A 16399-nucleotide genomic window follows, 5' to 3' on the forward strand; every position below is an offset into this window, starting at 1 on the left:
CTGGTAAATACTGAAAAGCAACTCCATATCCGTCTAAGATACCGAAGGTTGTAGAGAAGTTCGAAGTGAAGTTTTCGAAAAGTACGAGTCCGCTCTGTAATTCCTTAAAAGTTGGGCCGAAACCTGACGTTGTGTTAACAACTATTTTACCTGAGATCTGGCTTCCATTCTCTACTACCATGATCTCAGTGGAGCCTAGCTTGGAAGAGAACTGCGAGAAGAGAGCTCCTGCAATCCCCGAGTTCAGCTCATTAAGGGGGAGCCCTTGTATCACAGTCCCTAGCTGGTAAAAAGCTTGGGTGAAATTATTGAATTGACCCTCGGCTATTACAGGAATCTGGACCATCTTCTGAGGGACTACGTTATTAACAGTGGTTGAAGAAGGAGAAGACACGTAAGCTAAAGAGGCTGTAACTACAAACAATATGATGATCACAGCCACATCAATTGGCTTTATTGGCATATTGAAGATAATGCAGTCACGTTTTAAAAAAAGGTGATAAAACGCATATCACACGAAGACATGGAAAAAGTAACTCGTGTAAGTTAAGAAAAAAAGATAAGCCTAAATAACTGTAAAAATGCGTCCAATTAAGAAAGTCAGGTAACCTTCTTTGGAATGTCTCTTCGAAGGAATGAGATGTAACCGATGGCTGCAGGTATTGAAGAGTAACCGAAGATAGACACTGCAGCTTGTGCAGTTGTACCTTGGCCTATGGGGAAAACCGATAGGAAGTTAAGAAGGAGGTAAACGTTAGGTATATGCTGTGCTATGAAGAAGGGTAACTCTTCAGCTCCCCAGCTGGGTAAGTATTGTGCGTAGCCGTAGTAAGTTGGGTCTTTCAGAATGGTAGCCACGAAAATGAGGATTGTGGTAACCAGTATTGATCCTATTAGGATGGAGCTAGAAAGTAGGAAAGCTAGGGAGCTTTTCCTCAACATCTCTCCCAGAGCGAACGCTATAGAGTAGAAAGTCACAGCAGAGAGTATTACACTACCCACTACAAGGGGAATGAAGTTAACATATTCCTGAGCCCCGAAAAAGGAGTATGAGAAACCTATTGAAAGTGCTACCATGAGTAAATAGATGAGGAGTACGAGAATAAACCCACCAATGAACTTTCCTGTAATGAAGGTCATCCTAGTGATTGGCTTCGTCATAAAGAAGTCTACAGTACCTTGTTCATACTCTTCACTCATTGAACCAGAAGATATAGAGATAGCTATAAAGTGAAGCAACAAGGACTGTGGGAGAAGAATTCCCACCAACCAGAGGTAAGGATGAAATGGATCAAGAAGCGATGCTACCCTTGATGTACCAGCGTACTCCAGAAGCAAGTAGATCCCTACTTCGAATACCAGCGTAATAGAAACTAGGGATATAACCTTCCTCCTGGCTACTGCCCTCTTTATTTCATAGACTATAACCTTGTCCAGGAGTGCCATGGATAGAGTAGTTAAAACATGGATTAAAAATATCTGTCGCGTTGATCTTAACAAACGAAAGAGAAGGCACTGAGAGACAAGGGAATTAGGAAAAAAAGAATAGAAGTCCCTCGTGCAGTCTATTTCGGAATAAGTTGCAAAGCTATGATGGCAGTATACACGAACTCAAAATGAACTTTTGGTAGCTTACCCAATGCTGTGAGAACTACCCCGCCCTTACGGAAGGGGTTTTCTCCCCCCCTTAACCCTCGTTAAGATAAACAATATGCTATATATATCTACACGTAAGGGAAAGATGTGGAAATAGATATAACGTTGCATTTATTTTTCAAAACATGAATTTGCACGAAACTCCTGCTCAGAACTACTTCAAGAAGCTCGACTTGTACTGCTCCACTTTCCCTTTGAATCCGTCAAATATTGTCTTAGCCTCAGGTTTAATTTTGTGGCACTTTATGAACTTCTCTACTTCCTCCTTCATTGAATTTGCCTTTATGAAGAGCTCTTTATCGTTGAGTGTTATCGCGTTTTGAAGATAAGAGATTCCCAAGACAGAAGCCAAATGAACGTATCGCTCTGGTTCCTTCTCCTTATCAACTTTTGATATCTTTCCCTCCAATTCCCTAAGGAAGGACTGAGGAATTATTGTTTGTTTCTCCAAGGTAAGTGAGGAGCTTATTGAAGGAGTTAGCATTCCCTTAGTTATGAGGACTTTCCTCATTAAAGCAGACAAGGCTGAGAATGAAATTATCAAGGACAAGGTATAGGTAGCTACGTTTTCTACTCCAGACAGTCCTAACATGGACGATAATTCCTCAACTCCAAGGGAAATTAGAAGGGATGGTATTGCTACTATAATAAGGGTATAGCTGAACCACTTGCTCCATGATATATTCCTCATGCTCATTGATGAACTTTTATTCACAAATAATATATGCTGATTGAAGTCTTTAAAACTGTCTTTCTCTATTATTCTTGAAAAAGTTAATTTTTAGACAAATAAAAGAGTGCAATAATAATTTACAGGATAAGTGGAAAGTACTGGTATCAGGTTTGAGGTACAACAGAGAGATTTTTACATGTAAACTATGGTTGATCAGAACGATTTCATGGTTAGCCATAGATCATAACTTTCCATTGAACGTACGAGAATCGAGAAATTTGAGGTATTTACTTTCCGTGAGATGTAGAGTTTTATGAGGGTCCTCCAAGGTTTTACCAGTCATGTCAGATACCTTATTTTCTATTTGTGTTACAATCGCATTTACCTTCCTCCTCTCTTCCATGAACTAATAGCCACCTTGGGCTCTCTGGTAAGTACCTTCTTATGAGGAGAACGGCTAAACCAAGGGTCGCGCCTATGGCGAAGGATAGACGCCAGCCTAGATCTATTGGAAATATTGCTGGATTCAGCAAGAAGAGAGATAGAGCTGATCCGACCATTGTTCCTACCCACTAACTTCCGTTAATAGCCAGATCTACCCATCCCCTTACACGTGCAGGTATAAGCTCGTCTATTGCTGAGTTTATGGCTGAGTATTCCCCTCCTATTCCCAATCCAGTTATCACCCTGAAATTACTAAACTATATTATATATATTCGGAAGTTTTGTTTCAGTTTACTTAATATTTAGAAAAAGTGAAATAGACACGAAATTTCGAGGGATACTAATCGAGTTCGTAAAAAGATGATAAAAAATAGGGAAGTTACATGACAAATCTTAAGCAAAATCCTTTTAATATATGAAAAGTAGTATATGTATATGGCAAACAAAGTAAAAGATAAGATAAAGGATACAACGAAATCAGTGGAAAAGAAAGCTGAAAAAGCAGGAGAGAAAGTAAAGGAAGAAACGAAAAAAGCAGGAGAGAAAGTAAAGGAAGAAACGAAAAAAGCAGTACCTAAGAGAGATGATAGAAAATAGTTATGCCTCTAATTAAATTGAATTAATTTTTTATTACATTAAATTTTTGTTAAATAATTTAGATCTATTCTATATTGATAGCTTTTATCTATTTTAGAGCTAATGTTTTTTATGGTAATTCATTCTTCTTTGCAACTAGATAAAAATCATAAAGTATATTTTATTTATGACTTTCTAGGAACCAATAGATAAGGTAGCCTATAATTCCGTAAAATACGTGGCCAAGAACGTAGGTAATATCTATCTTAACTGGAAACACTAGGAGATGTATGGGAAGGCTAAACAGTGCTAAGGTTGAGGATCCTACCATAATACCTAAAATCAGGTTAGAGGTAAAGGATACTGTGAAAATAATAGTTGATGCTATCAAGTGTAGAACTATACCCAAAGGGATTGAAGATATCCTCGTTATATGATAGGAAATTACCGCAAACACGTTAAGAGAGTTTAGGTAGAAAATTACGTCAAACAGACCAGCCAGAAACCCTGAAACCAAAAGTCTTAGCATGAGGAGATATGATAGATATTGGTTAAACCCTTTTCTATTCTCTATTTCGTTAACTTTACAGTTTCATCAATACAGGATAATTTAGGATTATATATATAAAAAGTTTACTTTAAAATAGTAGCTAATATTATTAAGAATAACAAACAAAAGTGAATATATATGTATATGTTAAAGATGAAGATAACTATAAAATATCTATTAAAATTTTTAAAAAATTAATTTAAGAATTTATTCTTATACACAAAATAGTATTTTAACCCCAGCTGTATCCTCCCGAAGATCCTGAAGAAGTACTAGAACTGGAAGAGGTTGATGTAGATGAACTACTCTGGCTATTAGAAGCGCTGCTAGAACTGGAACCTACAGTACTAGAACCTCCATATGAAGGAGAAGTCTGCATTTGAGACGTAGAGTGGGATATTCCCGCTATCACTACTATACCTATTGCAATTAGTGCAATAGCTACTAACCCTCCTATTAAGACTTTCTTATCAAGCTTCATTAATCCTCTTTACTGACGGTAATTATATATTGTTTTTCCCAAATTTCTTTCAAAATGTAATATAAAGGTTCATCTATAGCAAGATGATTCTGACCTATTCTCCAACGAGGAGGTGGTTTTCCCTCATCAGTTCATTATTACATCTTTTAGCGAGACAGTGGAGAGGTTCAGGGAATTCCTTCATTTAGATTCGTCATAGCAATAACGTCAGGATAGCTCTTACAAAACTGCATTTAGAACAGGAAAATCTCTATGTAATGTCTCTATCAGCTTTACACTACACTTAGGACAAGACGTGAAACTATACGCTAGATTAATATGTTCTATTAAAATTTCTTATTAGATATTATCTCTTTGAGTATGATTGTAGTAAAGGTATTAAAATTGCTATAAGTGGAGGGATTACAGAATCGTAAAAGTATATGCCGTGAAATGAGCTAGTAACTTCATAGACTCCATAAACCATTAAACCTGAATTTATGATAGAAAGAATATATCCTATTCCTCTCTTATAAAATGGAAATATTATAGAGGGAATTAATACACTTATAAATAAGGCAGTAAATGAAGGTGCAGTAGTTATAGAATAAAATAATTTATAATTGATAATACTAATAGATGTAAATAAAATAACAAGAAGTGGAATTATATAGTTTCTTATGATTTGTCTAACTCCTATAAAATTAAAAAGGTTATGTAAAGCCTTGTATTCTACTAAAATTAAGGAAAAGTCAGATATCGCAGAAAGTTCTAGAACGATATTTGAAGGCATAAAGAATCCTCCTACAACTAATAGAAATGAAGAAATAAGGAAGGCATAAATTACCACGTTTGCGTATTTTCTTTCACCTTTTAAATAAGTGGTAAGGGTAAGGCATATGAGAAGGAGCGAGGAGGACAGAATATTGGAAAAAAGATAACTGGGTTCTTCAGAATTAAAGTTTACAGAAAAGTTCCATGTTATAGGTATAGAAAGTAATAACTGGACAGCAGCTGTACCAATTAGTACGAGATATACAAAATCAGTTAGTACAAGAATAGATGTTATAATAGGCAATAAAATAGTGAGTAAATAACTATAAAGGATAGGCAGATTTAAAACATAAAAGCTAATATAATCTGCTGTATACACTATATAAAGAAAATAGCTAAGTACCCAAGTATAGATTTGAATCTTTCCAAGAGTTGGAGATATCTTGAAAGAATATGAATAAAGACCACCTTCATTCCAATCGAACTTTATATAATAATATATCATTGCCGTCAAACTTGCCATAGGAACTATTGATATTACAGAAACCAAAGGATTCTCATGGGAAACTTCAAGAATCAAAGGGGCAGATGAGTTAATTGCAAAAGCCATCAGCATAATTCTATTAACTTTTAGCATTTTATATATTATATTTCAGAATGACTTTTAAAAATTTTTCCAAAATCTTTTGTAGAGATAGCAGTTTAACAATGCTTCACTTAAGGAGGGTAATACGAATTGATTGTTTAGTATATATCTAACTCTTTAGATGTAAAGCCATAATCCTAACAAGGAAACATCGTGGAGATTATCCATGATAGCCTAAACTACTATAAAGGAAATTCTCATTACTTCAAAGGTTGCCACTCACTCCCATGATATGACGTTGTAGTGTTCAAGGTATATATCACAAGATCAGAAGGGTCAGCCTTCCTTAGCATTATAATATCTCATATCATGATTAACGCCGTCTACACAACTGGACGTGGTCTTAGGTGGGAAATATGATCCTCAAGCGAATTTTATCTCGATCCTCATTATTCATCTACTTACCGTTTCGGATACGGTACAAAGACAGTTTGGAAGTTAAACAATATATATCATCTATTCATGTTTCTTGCTATAATAAGTAAAATACAACAAGAAGAATCTCTGTATAAAAACTAAAATGTATAGTTTATATCAAATGTCTTTCACACTTCAAGTGAACTCATTAACTTTTCCAGTTCCTCAATGCTTTTCATCTTCTGTTCCAAACTATTACAAAATGAAGTTCCATCTCGCATTTACGATCCTTTTAATATTAACGCCGCTGACATATGTATCTCTTCTACAAGGTGAAGTGATGTCCAGTAGTTACGATTACGGATACGAATTCGGTTACGTCCATGCTGACGGTGTAGAAGCTTTAATAACGTTTTACAACACTTCCTTGGCTTACGTATCCCCATATTTCTCAGTCCAGGAAAACGTATGTCTTAATTTGGGGGTACCAGCTTTCGTTCAGAACGTGATAAGTTGCTCGTATACCATTGAGCAATACCCCAATTACAGCGTGAACAAAACTTTCACATGGGAGACGAGCATCTTCTTTGACGGTGAATATCACATTACCTCTCATCAAGTGGAAGGAAATCGCTTCAATTTGACCACTACATGGATCAACACTAACAATGGAACATTGATTACCTTCTGCGAGTCCAACTTCACTGACTCAAACAAGGTAACTTGTCTGGTTCCTCTTCACTTCTTGGCGATTATATACCCTGGATATTACGCTGGAACAGTAATCTCGGGATACGGTAATTCAGCTACTGCTTATCTTGGTAAAGGGTTCAACGTATCCATACAACAATTCTACAGATACCACGGTGAATGGTTTGTCCCTCCCGTTGCATTCAGCGGATATCCAAACACGGGGGAGAGCGCAGTTAATGGATCAGCCCACTTCTATGACGGCAAGGTATGGGTAACTTGGGGAAATGAGGGAATTCAGGAGCTTTATAATTACAGCGTGGTCATAGTCAACGATAGCGTTTACACCTTCCCTCAGAATAGCCTTTGGTTCCAGAACGGAAAGCCGTTTATAAATAACACAAATGATTGTGGAGAGATCGCTCCTTTCTTTTACTTCAATCATTCGTTCTCACCGCAGAAGAGGATCCAGTTGCGTTTCGCAAGACCCACCGTAGTAGACGGGGTAAAAGGCGAAACTTTCTATTTACCTTTTCCCGAGTACGTTTATGAAAGGGAAAATGGCTCGTGTATACCCTTGTACGTTTCATCAAATATGACTTTCCAGTCATGCCAATCATCTTTTTTAAATAAAGCTACTTCATCCACAAGCTCATCCACAAGTCTAACCCAAGAATCTAACGGGTTGAAATTGATTAAATTTAGTATTCTAATAGCATTCTTTATTTTCAACATAGTTGCAATTGTCCTTCTGAAGAGGAAAAAAGTCTAATTTTTATCCTTTATAATTTTTAGATATCTAATGTTTTTATATGAAAATATTATCTTGTATAAACATAATAATAAACAATAATCTTTATTTAAATAAAAAATCTACAAATAAATCTTTGGCTTTTCCTTTAGTTTTAAAAGGGTCATTCAAACTATCTTAACTCTCTTTTCGCCTTCGTATACGAAAATTCCGTCTTCGTCTAAAGTCCTCTTGTGACTTCCGTCGCAGAACGGTTTATTTTTTGAGAGACCGCAGCCGCAAACGTAAAAAACTTCTCCGCTAGAGGCTTTAATCTGGTACGGACCCTTTTCCTCATGTTTTACGAATCTTGCCATGCATCTAGTGTATAAAGTAAAGTATTTAAGTTACTTGTATAGTTTAATAAATGAGATGGAATTTAGTCAAGGTAGTGAAGACGGAGAAATCTGCCCTGTAGTCTCGGCCATAGAGTCAGTCGGTACTGAGGCGAGACTTTTGGTGCTTCATTACTTGTTCGATGGAGAGAAGGGATTTAACGAGTTACTTAGAGTAACGAAGTTGAGCTCAAAAACCCTTTCACTTACGTTAAAGTTCTTGGAATCCAAGGGAATAGTAGAAAGGGAGGTAGTGAGCACTAGACCTTTTAAGGTGATCTATAGGTTAACTGAGAAGGGTTACGACCTCAAGCCAGTCTTCGACGAACTTGGAAGGTGGGGAAAGAAGTGGAACGATTCCCTCGTCGAGATGAGGGAAGAGAAATGATTAGGAGATTGTAATGAGACTTTGTATGGGAATGAAGTACATTAAAGGAACTATTCCTCAACACTATAACCATTACGTGCAGGCAGCGTTCTACAACAAGTTACCTACAGTCATTGCAGAGTCCTTGCATGAGAGAGGCTTTCAAGAGGGACCGAGAAAGTTCAAACTTTTCACCTTCTCGAGGTTAATGGGGGATTTCGAGAGAGAGAATGATGGTTTAAAGTTCGACCCTAAGTCTAACGTATACCTTTGCTTTTCTTCACCAATGGAAATCATAGTCAAGGAAATGGCTAAGACTATCATGGAGGATCCCGTATTTAGAATAGGTAAGGGAGAGTTTTACGTAGATAGCATGAAGGTTAGGGACGAGACGGTAAGCGAGGGACAGTTTTACACTCTGTCCCCTGTAACCATATACAAGCATGTAGAAGATGGAGTTAGATATATTTCTCCATACGAGGCTGAATTTCAACACTTAGCGTCACTCAATGCTGAGAGGAAACTGATGGCCATAATTGGAAGGAAACCTACAACTCCCCTTAGAGTAGTCCCATTGCAGGTCAGGAGCGTTGGAGTAAGATATAAGAAAAATTACATAATAGCATGGAAAGGAAAATTCACGATAACTGGACCATCATCCTTGATCAAGGTAATTTATGAGGCTGGATTAGGCAGCAAGAATAGTCAAGGGTTTGGCATGCTTGAGGTTGAAGGAAAAAGCGTAAGGGATTAACATATTAATCTGAAATCATCATGAGAATATTCTCGTCCTTTGAACCACGTAAACTACCCCGCCCTAACTGACGGGGCTTTGGGGTTTCCAGTGGACTTCACGTCGCACCTTCATTTCCCCTTAGGGGTGTTTACGTACCCCCGACCCGTACCTCTCGTTAAGGCACGGGCTATGTTTATGGATGCATTCAAATCACGGTTGTAAGTCAGACCACACTTGGGGCAGTGATATTCCCTACCGTCAGTTTGGGTAATGTACCCACACCTATGGCAAGTCCTAGATGTGTTCTTAGGATTGATGTACGCTACCTCGATCCCTTGTATCTTGGCTTTGTACTCCACCATCTTCTGTAGCGTCCTAAAAGGTAGTGAGTGAAACCTCCTGTTTAGCTTCTTACCCTTCTTAAAGCTCCCTCTAATCCCAGTGAGTTTCTCCATAACTATCACAGGGGAGGGAAACTGTTTTGCATATTCCACGATGTCCTTAGCGATCTTGTGAAGCTCATGGTTCACTATCCTCTTCTCTTTACCTCTTAATCTCTTGATCACGTCCAGCCTCTTCTTTTCTTGCAGTTCCCTCCTAATGTTGAAGTACTTGTGTCTAACTTCCTTAATCTTCGACCCTTTGAAGAAAGTTCCTTTCGTGGGCTTTCCGTTCACCAGTGCAACAACTGTGGCTAAGTTTCTTTCACCTAAATCAATCCCTATAGGTGTTTTTGGCTCGTAATTCTTGAATGGCTTTTCTAGAGTGAAGTAGACGTACCACTCTTTGTCCCTCTTCACGAGTTCAATTTGTTGTAAAGACCATTCGCCATCATCGGAGAGAGCATTATCTATCATCTCTTTCTGTTTATCACCGAACTGTATTGGATACCACACACCTTCACCATCAAGCTTGAGGTACAACCAGTAAGGGGTTAGTTTAGCGTTCCTCTTCACTTGAATGCACGGTAGTTCACCCTTATTGATACTTGATGTATGTGGAACTCTCTATCATCATTAGCCTTAACCAGTTCGACACCTTTGTCCCTAGCTGTCTCAGTGAGAGTAGAAGATAGACCGAACTTGACTCTAGCCTCCTTGTATGCTTTCTGTTGGAGGAGTTTCTTATCCTTCATCTTGAAGGAAGCGAAGAACTTCAGTGTTTTCATGTACTTCTCTAAAACAACGTTTAGCTTATGTCTCTTCTCCTTGTTAGGGTTCACAATTTTTCCCTGTACTGCTACTTTAACCTCTGCTTTCAGGGAACATCCTCAAAGCTTTCAATTTCTAGATTCGTATTTATACTTAACTCCCCGCCCTTACGGACGGGGTCTCTGGTGATGGAAGATGAAGGTAGAAAGTCATGTCCTTTAGGTTATAGTATTTCACTACCTATGAAGTCGAAGCTTTTATAAATACAAAGTTTTATATACAAGCGAAATGTCCGAGATCCAGGATTTGAGGAAGGTTACCAAAGAAAAGGCCAGCATACATAGCCATGTTTCTGGTCTTGGCTTAGACGAGAAGGGAAAACCTATCTTCAAGTCAGATGGTCTCGTAGGTCAGGTGGAGGCAAGGGAGGCAGCAGGCGTAATTGTGAAGTTAGTAAACGAGGGTAAAATGGCTGGAAAGGGTATTCTTCTAGTAGGTCCGCCTGGCACTGGGAAGACAGCGTTAGCTGTCGCTATTGCTAGAGAATTAGGCGAAGATACACCGTTTAATTCATTGAATGGATCAGAAATATATTCTACTGAACTTAAAAAAACTGAGATATTGACACAAGCCGTAAGGAAGTCTATAGGAGTCAGAATAAGGCAGAGAAGGACAGTCTACGAAGGAGTAGTGAAGGAGATTAGGCTCAAGGTAGCTAAGAACAGACTTAACCCTTACTCACAAGTTCCACGTGAGGCTGAGATCAAAATAGGCACTAAGGATGAGGAGACTACCCTTAGGGTAGGAGAGAGCATAGCAGAACAAGTAGTAGGTAAGGGGATTAGGAAGGGCGACGTAATATGGATAGATGCAGAAACTGGTGAGGTATTCAAGGAGGGTAAAGCTAAAGGTGAGGGGACAACATTAGACATCGCAGGAACCAGGACGGTGGAGATACCGTCGGGTCCAATTAAGAAGGAAAAAGAATTGACCACGACTCTTTCCCTTCACGATTTAGACCTTAACCTAGCTGCTAGGAACCTTTCAATCTCAGCTATATTCTCCTTGTGGTCAGAGAGGGAAATAACTCAGGACGTTAGGAAGGAAGTAGACAGGATAGTGAAGGACATGGTAAGTAAGGGAACTGCTGAGCTCTTGCCAGGAGTTCTTTTCATAGATGACGCCCACATGCTTGACATGGAGGCTTTCTCCTTCCTGACAAGAGCACTTGAAAGTGATCTATCCCCAATCCTGATCTTAGCTACCAACAGAGGAGTCACGAAGATAAGGGGAACCGAAATAGAGTCTCCCCACGGCATGCCGTTGGACTTGCTGGACAGGCTCCTAATAATTCCAACCAAGCCTTATACCGCAGACGAGATAAGAGAAATACTGAAAATAAGGGCTGAGGAACTTGACGTGATGCTGGAGCCAGAAGCGCTAGAGATACTAACCAAGCTAGGAGTGGAGAATAGCATGAGGTACGCAGTAGAATTGATAGAGCCTTCGCTGGTTATAGCACAGAGGGAAGGCAGGTCCACAATAAAACCAGAGGACGTGGAAAGGGCATCCTCGTTGTTCAGCGACGTTAAGAGAAGCGTTAAATACGTAAAAGAGTATGAAAATATATTACTGAAGTGATGACTGGCAAACGGCTCTGATAGATGATTTATCGTTGCCTGGCTGAATCACATTTACGTGATGCATTGCCTTTGTTAGAAAGGCATAGAAGAAAAGAAAAAACGTGGTTACGAAGAGGAAAGGGAAGAATAGAAAAAGGAAAAAAAAGCGAAAGAAATTTTCCTTTTCCATAAAAACATGGGTTTGTTATGTTACGTCACATTCATCTTTTTTACTTACGTTAATAACCTACTAGAGTGAACGATCCGGATTCTCTAGCGGAGTACGTATATCTTCTTGTTAAGGAAGTGTACAGAAAGGTCGAAGACTATGCTCAGACAGGAGATGACATAACTTCTCAGGTTATGGAGTCCTTCCTTTCCAACTATCCTCCTGAGGAAAGGCTCATGGCCATGAAACATGTATACAAGATAAGGATAGACAGAAGGGAAATTCCATTTAGGATCAGACAACTCTCAGTTAAGGGAATTGAAAGGGATTTCTCCGAGATCTCTTCTCCTTTGCCAATTAGTTTTATAGATGCACTCAAACTTCTGAGGGAGATTGATAAGTCCGTCACCTCCATGATGAAGTTGGATAACGTTTACAATTCCATTTTAGGAAGGGACGTTTACGGAGGTGTGTTAATGACAGAGGAGGCTATAGTTAAGTTCCTTTCTTCCATGAGGTTTTCAAGGGAAAAAATTGAGGATTTCATCAAGTTCCTTAACGGGACTAACTTTTCCATCAAATTCAAGGTAGGGCACAAAACCTTCTTTTATTTTCTTCCTCTGACGCTTGATGATAGCAAATTTAAGGTATTTTTGAATAGGGAAAAGACAAGTTGGGATCCATCTTATTGGATAGGCAAAAGAATTGGAGGTCTGTACGAAGTTGAAGATGTTATAGCTAAGGGAGGTAACTCTTATGTGCTAAAGGGAAGGGCTGAGTCGTTTAAGGTGGCTTTGAAAATTCCAGTCATAGTTCACGATCCGGGCAGGACAGTTCTAATCACAGGGAACACTCTAATGGATATGTTCAAGGAAGTTGCAGTAGTTAAGGGAATCTCGGAAAAGAGAAAAGAGTATCTCGTGGAAATAACAGGAGTTAACTTCTCAAGGGAACACATAATAAAATGTCTTAGAGACCCAAGTTTCTATTACGAGAATCCTCCTTACATTGCTATGGAGTACATGGAAGGAGGTACCCTCAGGTCAATTATTCAAGAGAGGTACATCCTTTCTAATGTGTGGGAAGAGGTCGTTTCCATAGTTGCACTTTCCATAGCTAAGGGGATAGCCTCCCTCCACGAGGAAGGTTTAGTTCATCTAGACGTAAAGCCATCAAACGTTCTCTTAACTTCTCCCGTAAGAGGTGGAGGAGAAGAATTGCTTGCTGACCTAAAGTCAGGCAAATTGCGAGCTAAACTCAGCGATTTAGGTTCTGTGACTCGCGTAGGAGAAAAGGTAGTTCACGCGACTCCTTGTTATGCACCGGGAGATCAGGTAATCTCTGGGTTAAAGGGTCTAGGCTCCCACGAATCCATGGACGTTTACGCTTTTGGTGCAACGATTTACGAGATGCTCACTGGTAAGATGCTAAACTTCTCAATCACCGAAAAAATGAACGACGCAATAACCCTTCACGACGTGAGCTTGGCAGAAGAGGCTTGGAATAACTTCAATCCAGACAAAATAGAGGGAAAAATGGGAGAGATAATCTCAAGTTGCGTTTCCAAGGACCCTTCAAGGAGACCCTCCATCAAGGACGTAGTGAAGGAATTAGAAAAAATAGTTTAGATAAAGAAGGGAAAACTTCTATGACTTGATGAAAATTTTCGTGTTCTAAAAATTCAGTTTTGATTAAGCATAAACTGGTGTTGGAGTCCTCTTAGGCCAGGTAAATATTGATATGAATATTACGGTTGCAGATATTCCTTCAAGGCCGTCTATGAAGAAGGGAAGAACTGACATTCCGAACAGTTGTATAACAACCCCTAAAACTGCAGATACTACACCTCCCCATACTGCTCCTAAGTTGTAAGAAGTCCCAGTAATGAAAGCTCTAACTTCTGGAGGTACGGAGGAAACCACAAGCCCAGATATCAAGGGCCAGAAACCTATGGAGAAAGCGTAAAGCATAACTCCACTGGACATTATCGGAACCGTCCTCATAGGGGAAATAAGGGGCAGAGATAGAACAGCAGCTACCATAATACCTATTAAGCCCATGTATATTAGCCTGAATGGACTTACAAAGGACGTTAATCTAGCGAATAAAACATAGGAAAAGCCTTGAATGCCGTTGGCCACTGCCATAACTAGCCCTAGATCAGTGGAGGAAAACCCGTTAAGGGACGCGTAATCAGGGTAAATGCTGAAAACTGCCATGTAAGCCACAAACAATCCAGACATTGCTAAGGAAGCCTTTATTAAGTAACCGTAATAGTCTTTTACGTTAACTTTAACGAATGAGCTAGAGGATGGTACAAATCTCTCCTTTACCATAAAAGCTATATAAGGAACCACTAAAAGTGGCAACGATCCAGTTAACATGAACACTTCGTATTGCTGTATCGTTGACAATTGCCCTACTATAGCGAAGGTAACTCCGGTTAACGCATAGCCTACAGCGTAACCTGCCTGAACTACGCTGTTTACAAGCTGCAACTTTTTGGGAGGAGCGCTCTCTATAGCCAAGACAGTTCCAGAGGTCCATTGAGCCCCCATAAAAACTCCCTCAATTAGCCTAAGCATCAGCATGAATGGTAGGAACAACGTAAACGCGAATGCCGTCTGAGCTACAGCATAGCCTGCAGTTCCCATCATAGCGACGATTTTCCTACCCTTTCTGTCGGCTAGCCTACCAAAGTAAAGTGCCCCTACTGCTCTACCCAATAGCCCAAGGGCAAAGAGAAGGGTCAAGTAAATGTAGGATATATGAAGATAGCTGTGAAGGAACGTATATGCGTAAGTGATTAATACTAGGTCGTAAATGTTGCCGGCCCATCCAAGGGTGGAAGACAAGGTCGCATGAATATAATTACGCATACTTAGAAGTTTAAGTAAGTTAAAAAAAGTTTAGTCTAATTTTCTTTGTATAAGTGTTCATTAGTTCTTCTAAAGATTACTATGAGAGAGACGTAAAAGTGTTATTTAACTTAAAAAATAGGTGAACTCTTTTCATAATGCGGTATAAAAAAGAAGTGGAGCGTAAAGATTTGTCTCAGATCGTTCTCGAGTCGCTTTGTACTGTCCTTTTAGGTAAAAGCGGAGTCATTAGGAGAGAGACGAACGCAATTATAATTAGGGCTATGAATGACGTAATCAATGGTATATTGTACCCTAGAAATGCGGTAATTAATGCGTCTCCAGCTGCACCACCAACAGTTACACCTATTCCCCAAACATAGGAGTTGGCAACCGTGACGAAGCTCTTTGGAAAAACTTGGTTCACGTAACCCAATAGAACTGGAAATGAGCTGAACGCTGAGAACGTAAATAAGGTATAGACTAAGGAAGAAAGGGTAAACTGTTTTATCTCGAGAAATCCAAGGAAGAAGGCTATAGACATGACGCTTGATAATATGAAAGCGAACTTTCCGCCCTTTCTTTCAGTGATAATTCCGAAGACTGGCTGTCCGAACACCGATCCTATAAAACCTACTGTAAGGAATATTCCAGCCAGGAAGGCCGAATGATAAATTGAGAAGACGTACTTTCCAGTAAAGGTTGTTACACCAGTTATGAACATGCTTCTTAGAAACACCATGACACCTAGCAGAAGAAGGAACTTCTTGAACTTGTTCTCTAATTTCTCCTTAGCTTTCCTTATTGTAGACGTCTTGGCGTATCCAGTTAAGCCAAGTCTAATGATAGTTGATGCTATCAGCATAATGATTCCGAACACAAGTAATCCATACAATGCAGATAAGATCAATATAAGAAATGCAACAACAGAAGGCATTATTGACCTTCCGATGCTCCCCATGGATCCGTTAATTCCTAAAGCTCTACCAGAAGATTTGCCGAAAACGTTGGCAAGTACACTACCTCCTATTGGATGGTAAAACGCTTGACCTATTCCGAGGATCGTAGCTGCAATTATCATAAAGATTTCGGTAAATAGCTTAAATGATAACGCAAACAAGATCATGGAAAAACCCTCCAAGGCTATGCCTATCATTATCAATAAGGAGTCATGTTGATGCTTGTCTGCGAAGTCGCCTATAGGTGGCGAGAGAAGGCCTGAGATAAGAGTATAAAGTACTGCAACCGAGCCCAATAAGACGTCGCTAACATGCAACTCCTCGTAGTATACTATGAGTAACGGGAATATTAGGAAAGTCCCGTCATTGAAGAAGTGTGCAACAGAGGTGAAAAACAACGCTCTAAACTTTGAGATCATAGGTATTTTAGTGATCTATAAGATTAAAGAGTTAAGTAAAAATGGTCATCTAGAGTCTGCACTGGAAAAATCTTCTTGTTGTTATTTTCTATATTTATCTAGCTTTTTAGAACTTCAGCGAGTCACTAATGAACTAGGTCATTAAGCAATAATCGTCATCTAAAATT

At 39.2% G+C, this 16399-nt stretch carries 18 protein-coding genes; 7 read left to right on the plus strand and 11 right to left on the minus strand.

Features of this window, described 5'->3' with window-relative positions; translation table 11 throughout:
• Window positions 1–131: 131 nt before the first annotated feature.
• Entirely contained in the window at window positions 132–290 is a 159-nt protein-coding gene (locus tag RQ359_RS06225) for a hypothetical protein (RefSeq protein ID WP_156017395.1), read from the plus strand.
• A gap of 310 nt (window positions 291–600) precedes the next feature.
• Here the strand turns inward: RQ359_RS06225 and RQ359_RS06230 are convergent, their stop codons facing one another.
• From RQ359_RS06230 to RQ359_RS06240, 3 genes are all read right to left on the minus strand, one after another.
• Complete coding sequence (locus RQ359_RS06230; RefSeq protein WP_054839332.1) at window positions 601–1446, minus strand: ABC transporter permease; 846 nt, start codon at window positions 1444–1446, stop codon at window positions 601–603.
• A gap of 364 nt (window positions 1447–1810) precedes the next feature.
• Window positions 1811–2371: a hypothetical protein gene (locus RQ359_RS06235; protein WP_054839334.1), complete on the minus strand. Its 561-nt coding sequence runs from the start codon at window positions 2369–2371 to the stop codon at window positions 1811–1813.
• A 311-nt stretch (window positions 2372–2682) separates the two neighbouring features.
• Entirely contained in the window at window positions 2683–2889 is a 207-nt protein-coding gene (locus tag RQ359_RS06240) for an MFS transporter (protein ID WP_054839398.1), read from the minus strand.
• Window positions 2890–3208: 319 nt separating this feature from the next.
• Between RQ359_RS06240 and RQ359_RS06245 the strand changes: the two genes are divergently transcribed.
• On the plus strand, window positions 3209–3370 hold the full coding sequence (locus tag RQ359_RS06245; protein WP_170267528.1) for a hypothetical protein: 162 nt from the start codon (window positions 3209–3211) through the stop codon (window positions 3368–3370).
• A gap of 160 nt (window positions 3371–3530) precedes the next feature.
• Here RQ359_RS06245 and RQ359_RS06250 read toward each other — a convergent pair whose 3' ends face one another.
• The 3 genes from RQ359_RS06250 to RQ359_RS06260 all read right to left on the minus strand — a co-directional run bounded on the left by RQ359_RS06250 (window position 3531) and on the right by RQ359_RS06260 (window position 5770).
• On the minus strand, window positions 3531–3878 hold the full coding sequence (locus RQ359_RS06250; RefSeq protein WP_156017393.1) for a hypothetical protein: 348 nt from the start codon (window positions 3876–3878) through the stop codon (window positions 3531–3533).
• A 253-nt stretch (window positions 3879–4131) separates the two neighbouring features.
• Window positions 4132–4380 carry a hypothetical protein gene (locus RQ359_RS06255; RefSeq protein WP_054839287.1) on the minus strand — a complete coding sequence of 83 codons (249 nt, stop codon included), beginning with the start codon at window positions 4378–4380 and terminating at the stop codon, window positions 4132–4134.
• A gap of 346 nt (window positions 4381–4726) precedes the next feature.
• Window positions 4727–5770 carry a hypothetical protein gene (locus RQ359_RS06260; RefSeq protein WP_054839288.1) on the minus strand — a complete coding sequence of 348 codons (1044 nt, stop codon included), beginning with the start codon at window positions 5768–5770 and terminating at the stop codon, window positions 4727–4729.
• A 628-nt stretch (window positions 5771–6398) separates the two neighbouring features.
• On the opposite strand from RQ359_RS06260, the gene RQ359_RS06265 reads away from it, so the two are divergent.
• The gene (locus tag RQ359_RS06265; RefSeq protein ID WP_457921139.1) at window positions 6399–7598 is read left to right on the plus strand and encodes a hypothetical protein; all 1200 of its coding nucleotides are present in this window, start codon (window positions 6399–6401) and stop codon (window positions 7596–7598) included.
• Window positions 7599–7744: 146 nt separating this feature from the next.
• Here RQ359_RS06265 and RQ359_RS06270 read toward each other — a convergent pair whose 3' ends face one another.
• Complete coding sequence (locus RQ359_RS06270) at window positions 7745–7933, minus strand: CDGSH iron-sulfur domain-containing protein (RefSeq protein WP_054839292.1); 189 nt, start codon at window positions 7931–7933, stop codon at window positions 7745–7747.
• Window positions 7934–7988: 55 nt separating this feature from the next.
• Between RQ359_RS06270 and RQ359_RS06275 the strand changes: the two genes are divergently transcribed.
• Both RQ359_RS06275 and cas6 read left to right on the plus strand, forming a co-directional pair.
• A complete protein-coding gene (locus RQ359_RS06275) occupies window positions 7989–8339 on the plus strand; it encodes a winged helix-turn-helix transcriptional regulator (protein WP_054839293.1) in 351 nt (116 codons plus the stop codon).
• A 13-nt stretch (window positions 8340–8352) separates the two neighbouring features.
• Complete coding sequence (gene cas6, locus RQ359_RS06280) at window positions 8353–9072, plus strand: CRISPR-associated endoribonuclease Cas6 (RefSeq protein WP_083477047.1); 720 nt, start codon at window positions 8353–8355, stop codon at window positions 9070–9072.
• 110 nt (window positions 9073–9182) lie between these two features.
• On the opposite strand, the gene RQ359_RS06285 is transcribed toward cas6, so the two are convergent.
• Window positions 9183–10010, minus strand: coding sequence for an RNA-guided endonuclease InsQ/TnpB family protein (locus RQ359_RS06285; RefSeq protein WP_338116999.1), 828 nt, complete (start codon window positions 10008–10010; stop codon window positions 9183–9185).
• On the minus strand, window positions 10007–10276 hold the full coding sequence (locus RQ359_RS06290) for a hypothetical protein (RefSeq protein WP_240900184.1): 270 nt from the start codon (window positions 10274–10276) through the stop codon (window positions 10007–10009). The genes RQ359_RS06285 and RQ359_RS06290 overlap by 4 nt, the downstream gene beginning before the upstream one ends.
• A gap of 217 nt (window positions 10277–10493) precedes the next feature.
• On the opposite strand from RQ359_RS06290, the gene RQ359_RS06295 reads away from it, so the two are divergent.
• Both RQ359_RS06295 and RQ359_RS06300 read left to right on the plus strand, forming a co-directional pair.
• On the plus strand, window positions 10494–11846 hold the full coding sequence (locus tag RQ359_RS06295; RefSeq protein WP_156017389.1) for a RuvB-like helicase: 1353 nt from the start codon (window positions 10494–10496) through the stop codon (window positions 11844–11846).
• Window positions 11847–12082: 236 nt separating this feature from the next.
• Window positions 12083–13624 carry a protein kinase domain-containing protein gene (locus RQ359_RS06300; protein ID WP_156017387.1) on the plus strand — a complete coding sequence of 514 codons (1542 nt, stop codon included), beginning with the start codon at window positions 12083–12085 and terminating at the stop codon, window positions 13622–13624.
• A gap of 63 nt (window positions 13625–13687) precedes the next feature.
• On the opposite strand, the gene RQ359_RS06305 is transcribed toward RQ359_RS06300, so the two are convergent.
• Window positions 13688–14875, minus strand: a complete 1188-nt coding sequence (locus RQ359_RS06305; protein WP_156017384.1) for an MFS transporter — start codon at window positions 14873–14875, stop codon at window positions 13688–13690.
• A 175-nt stretch (window positions 14876–15050) separates the two neighbouring features.
• Window positions 15051–16232 (minus strand): MFS transporter, encoded by a 1182-nt coding sequence (locus RQ359_RS06310; RefSeq protein ID WP_156017382.1) that lies wholly within the window; start codon window positions 16230–16232, stop codon window positions 15051–15053.
• Between the last annotated feature and the right edge of the window lie 167 nt (window positions 16233–16399).

Source organism: Sulfuracidifex metallicus DSM 6482 = JCM 9184 (assembly GCA_032834875.1).
GTDB lineage: Archaea > Thermoproteota > Thermoprotei_A > Sulfolobales > Sulfolobaceae > Sulfuracidifex > Sulfuracidifex metallicus.